Raw genomic sequence first — 240 nt, forward strand, 5'->3', positions numbered from 1 at the left:
ACAGACGGTGTTGGAATTAATGTTAGAGATCCACTTGTCGCAGTTGATGGAAACCTACAGTTTAACATTTTTGACCCTACATATGGCAACAATGTCGCTTTGATCAATCCGATTACCCAGCAACCGTACACAGAGTCGGATCGTGAAACGACTAAAACAAAAAACCACCAATTGGGTCTGTATTTACAAAATCAAATGATGATTGCGGACAAGTGGGCAGTGCAAGTTGGTGTTCGTTAC

General features: G+C 41.7%; 1 protein-coding gene. It reads left to right on the forward strand.

All coding sequences use genetic code 11. The features are described 5' to 3' along the window. The coding region (locus A3712_RS06955; protein ID WP_157618718.1) for a TonB-dependent receptor at positions 1–240 on the forward strand (240 nt) is incomplete at both ends.

Origin of the sequence: Vibrio sp. HI00D65 (assembly GCF_001635455.1) — a bacterium.
GTDB lineage: Bacteria > Pseudomonadota > Gammaproteobacteria > Enterobacterales > Vibrionaceae > Vibrio.